This is a genomic window from Catenibacterium sp. AM22-6LB, from assembly GCF_003435615.1.
GTDB classification, from domain to species: Bacteria; Bacillota_I; Bacilli_A; order Erysipelotrichales; family Coprobacillaceae; genus Catenibacterium; species Catenibacterium mitsuoka_A.
The window spans coordinates 1-4,138 of sequence record NZ_QTUM01000093.1 but is presented as its reverse complement, the minus strand read 5'-3'; the positions used below and the strand labels follow the sequence as shown (position 1 = coordinate 4,138).

Genomic DNA, 4,138 nt, shown 5'->3' with positions numbered 1-4,138 from the left:
GCCCGGTGGTGTGAGAGGACGAAAATAATTTTAATTATTTTCTCCTACTCGATTTATATTTATTAAAAAATGATATACGCTTACATCATGTTTTTTTATCAAATCACCTTATTTGTAAATTGATAAATGACTAACGGTCAACTAAAATGACTACTAGTCATTAGGAAGATGACAGAAAGGAAAGGGTAATATGATTAAAGCAGAATGGAAAAACATTGCGAAAAGTACATGGCTTAAAATTGTACTTTGTGCAATCATGATCATTCCAATGATTTATGCTTGTGTTTTCTTAGGTTCTATGTGGGATCCATATGGTCAAACGGATCAGCTTCCAGTAGCCGTTGTAAATAAGGATAAAGAAGTTAAATATAATGGTTCTACTATGGATATTGGTAAACAGCTAAGTGATAAACTATCAAAGAATGATTCAATGGATTTCAATATTGTTTCATCAACAAAAGCAAAGAAAGGTTTAAAGGATGGAAAGTATTACATGATAATTACTATTCCTGAAAACTTCTCTAAAAATGCGACGACATTATTGGATGATGATCCACAGACAATGATGCTCACATATACTACAAATCCACAGACAAACTACATTGCGACTAAGATGGATGATTCAGCTATGGCTAAAGTAAAAGCTGAAATCTCATCAACAGTGACTAAGACTTATTCAAAAATCTTATTCAAGAATGTAAAAACATTAAGTAAAGGTTTCAATACAGCTGCAGATGGTTCACAGAAATTAAGTGATGGTGTAGCTACTGCAAGTGAAGGTAATAAGACTATCACAGAAAACTTGAATACTCTTGCTTCAAGCGCATTAGTGTTCAATGATGGTGCTGATTCTTTAGTAAAAGGATTAAGTGCTTATACAGAAGGTGTATCTACTGCAAAAGCGGGTACACAGCAGTTAGATAACAACAGTGCTACATTAAATAATGGTGCTGCTCAATTAAAGTCTGGTAGCTCACAGTTATTAAGTGCTGTGAAGGCTGCTGAAAAACAGTTATCTGATGGTTTGAATCAGAACGCTGAACAGTTAAATACATTAACTCAGAAGAATAATGAAATGAACGAAAGTTCAAAACAGTTATCAGAAGCACTTACTAAGATTCAGGCAGGTATTGATGATAACAATTTAGTAGAAAACAACTTACAGGCAGCTAAAAAATTAGATAGTATGGTTTCTGTAATGACAACTACAATTGGTACTATGAATACAAATGCGGATAAGCTAGATAAATTAGCTGCAGCAGAAAAGGCAAAGGCAGAAAGTTTACAGGCAACTCAGCCTCTACTAGCACAACAATTAATGTTGCAGGCAACAAGTCATGCCACACAGGCACAGACATTAAGACAGGTAGCTTCTCAGTTAACAAATAAATTAAATACAAGTGATTTAAAACAGTTAACTACATTACTTTATGGTAATGCGGAAGTATTAAAGAATCAGTCAACAGCGAATGCAAAGACACAGGAATTATTAGCTGGTTCACAACAATTAGCTACTGCAAACAATTCAGCAGTTAACTCATTAGTATCTAACTTAAAAACAGTACAGGCTAATATGAAAGGAACTTCTAATTCAGTTGGTATGGTTGGTGCAGTAAGCCAGATTGATGAAGGCTTAGGTACATTACAGAGTGGTTTAAAGACTTATACAGGTGGCGTTAAACAGGTAAATAATGGTTTAGGTACACTTGCTTCAAACAATAAAACATTAAATAGTGGAGCTTCTCAGTTAGCTGATGGTGCATTAAAGATCAGTTCTGGATCTAACCAGTTAGCAGCAGGATCTGCAACATTAGGTGAAGGATTAACTGCTATTGGTGATGGAACTAATACACTTACAAGCAGCTTAAAAGATGCTTCTAAGAAGAGTAATATCAAATCTACTAACAAGACATACAAACAGATGTCTACTCCAGTAGATACACAAAAGAAAGAAATAACTAACATTCCAAACAATGGTCATGCAATGGCACCTTATATGATGAGTGTTGCTTTATATGTTGCATGTATGGCATTAAGCTTAATGTATCCATTTGGTAAGGGTATGACTACTACAGATAGCCCAGTTAAGTTCTTACTTGCAAAAGCTACAGTCATGGTTCCATTATCAATTGTACAGGCATTAATCTTATACTTCAGCTTAAGAGGATTTTGTGGATTCACTCCTGCTAGACCAGGATTATGTATCGCATTCATGCTCTTATTATCACTTGCCTTTATGGCATTCATCGCATTCCTTGCAATCGCATTTGGTCGTATCGGTGAATTTATCGCTTTAATCTTCATGGTATTTAACCTTGGTGCTTCTGCTGGTACTTATCCACTAGAAACTGCACCACATTGGTATAAAGTATTACATCCATTTGTACCATTCACATATAGTGTAAATGGATTTAGATCAGTTATTGCGAATGCAACTGCAGTTCCTACAACAGAAATCTTATTCTTCGTTGGTTTACTTATTGTATCTGTACTTCTTACTTACTTATTTGTAAGACGTAGAAGTAAAACACATAAAGTATTCCTTCCAGAAGTATTTGATGGGGAATGTTAGTGAGATGGGTAGAAATACCCATCTTTTTTTATCGCTTATTAAAGATTTTGTGAGACTTATCTTAAGTAGTTTCTTTTCTATATACATTTGATATAATGGAAGTACTTGCTAGAAAAGGAGATTGCAATATGAATAAATTATTCTTTTTTGATATAGATGGGACACTTATTGATTGTAATCAGGATATATATGAGATCACACCTGAAACTATCCGTACTTTAGATAAACTAAAGGAAGAAGGACATGATGTGTTCTTATCAACTGGTAGATGTAAATGTTTTATTGTAGATGGTGTTATGAAGTATCCATTTTCAGGCTATGTAACATGTAATGGTGCTTATGTAGAGTATAAAGGCAAATGTGTCTATAAGAATGTTGTACCAGCAGAAGCGATTAAAGCTACTATGGATCTATGTGAAAAACATCATTTTAACTATTATTTTGAAGGTAATGATTTTATATATGTCAGAGATTCTAAAGATCCAGTCCACCAGGCATTCGCAAATAACTGGGGCATGAAGGAAGAAACAATCATTGATACATTTGATTATAAGAATATAGAAACTTATATCGGAATGATAGTAGTCAATTCTAAGGATGATATACCAGTGATGGTAGAAGCATTGAGCCCTTATTTTGATGTACAAAGACATCAAAGTGACCGTTCATTTGATTTAACCCTTAAGGGTTCATCTAAAGCAGTAGGAATTGAAGAATTAGTGAAGGAACTAGGAAGAAATATTGATGATACCATTGCTTTTGGTGATGGACGTAATGACATAGAAATGATTGAAGAAACAGGACTCGGTATTGCGATGGGTAATGCAGTACCAGAACTTAAATCAGTCGCAAAATATATTACAACAAATATTGAAGAAGAAGGAATCACTGCTGCATGTAAGCATTTTAACTACATTAAAGACTAATTTTGTCATATTGGAAAAGGGTATTGAAATTGCTTACAGAAATTGGTATAATGAGAATACAGATGAAATCTGGAATTGTTGTTAAAGGAGAATTAAAATGGACGAACAGGAACAGACAGTCATTAACTTAATTGTTAATGCTGGTAGCGCAAGAAGCTCAGCAATTGAAGCAATTCAGTATGCAAAAGCAGGAGACATCGAAAAGGCAGATGAATCAATTCAGACTGCTAAAGAAACAGTTAATGAAGCTCACCATGCTCAGACTGAATTAATTCAGGCTGAAATCAGAGGAGAAAAAACTCCACTTAACTTATTAATGGTACATGCACAGGATCACTTAATGTGCGCATTAGTAGTTATTGATTTAGCTCAGGAATTTATTGATGTTTATAAGAAATTAGCTTAATTTCATAAATACCAATACAGCATCCCACATAATGGGATGCTTTTTTTATTGCCTGTTGTAGCCAAATAAGCCTGTATAAAGCATATTATTGTATTTGGTAATAAAATAATCAATTTAAAATTATGTAGCATACAAGGGCTAAAAACGATAAATAAAAGAAAATAAACAAAAAAACTTTCAAAAAACACTTTACAAACGTGCGGATATTGGGTATTATAGACAGGCAGTCCGGGA

Annotated in this window: 3 protein-coding genes; all 3 read left to right on the top strand. The window is 33.9% G+C overall.

The window, feature by feature from the left end:
• Window positions 1-190 precede the first annotated feature (190 nt).
• Window positions 191-2,572: a YhgE/Pip domain-containing protein gene (locus DW269_RS12185; RefSeq protein WP_117460255.1), complete on the top strand. Its 2,382-nt coding sequence runs from the start codon at window positions 191-193 to the stop codon at window positions 2,570-2,572.
• 128 nt (window positions 2,573-2,700) lie between these two features.
• The gene (locus DW269_RS12180; protein WP_117460254.1) at window positions 2,701-3,498 is read left to right on the top strand and encodes a Cof-type HAD-IIB family hydrolase; all 798 of its coding nucleotides are present in this window, start codon (window positions 2,701-2,703) and stop codon (window positions 3,496-3,498) included.
• A 97-nt stretch (window positions 3,499-3,595) separates the two neighbouring features.
• Window positions 3,596-3,904 carry a PTS lactose/cellobiose transporter subunit IIA gene (locus DW269_RS12175; RefSeq protein WP_006505715.1) on the top strand — a complete coding sequence of 103 codons (309 nt, stop codon included), beginning with the start codon at window positions 3,596-3,598 and terminating at the stop codon, window positions 3,902-3,904.
• The last annotated feature ends 234 nt before the right edge of the window (window positions 3,905-4,138 follow it).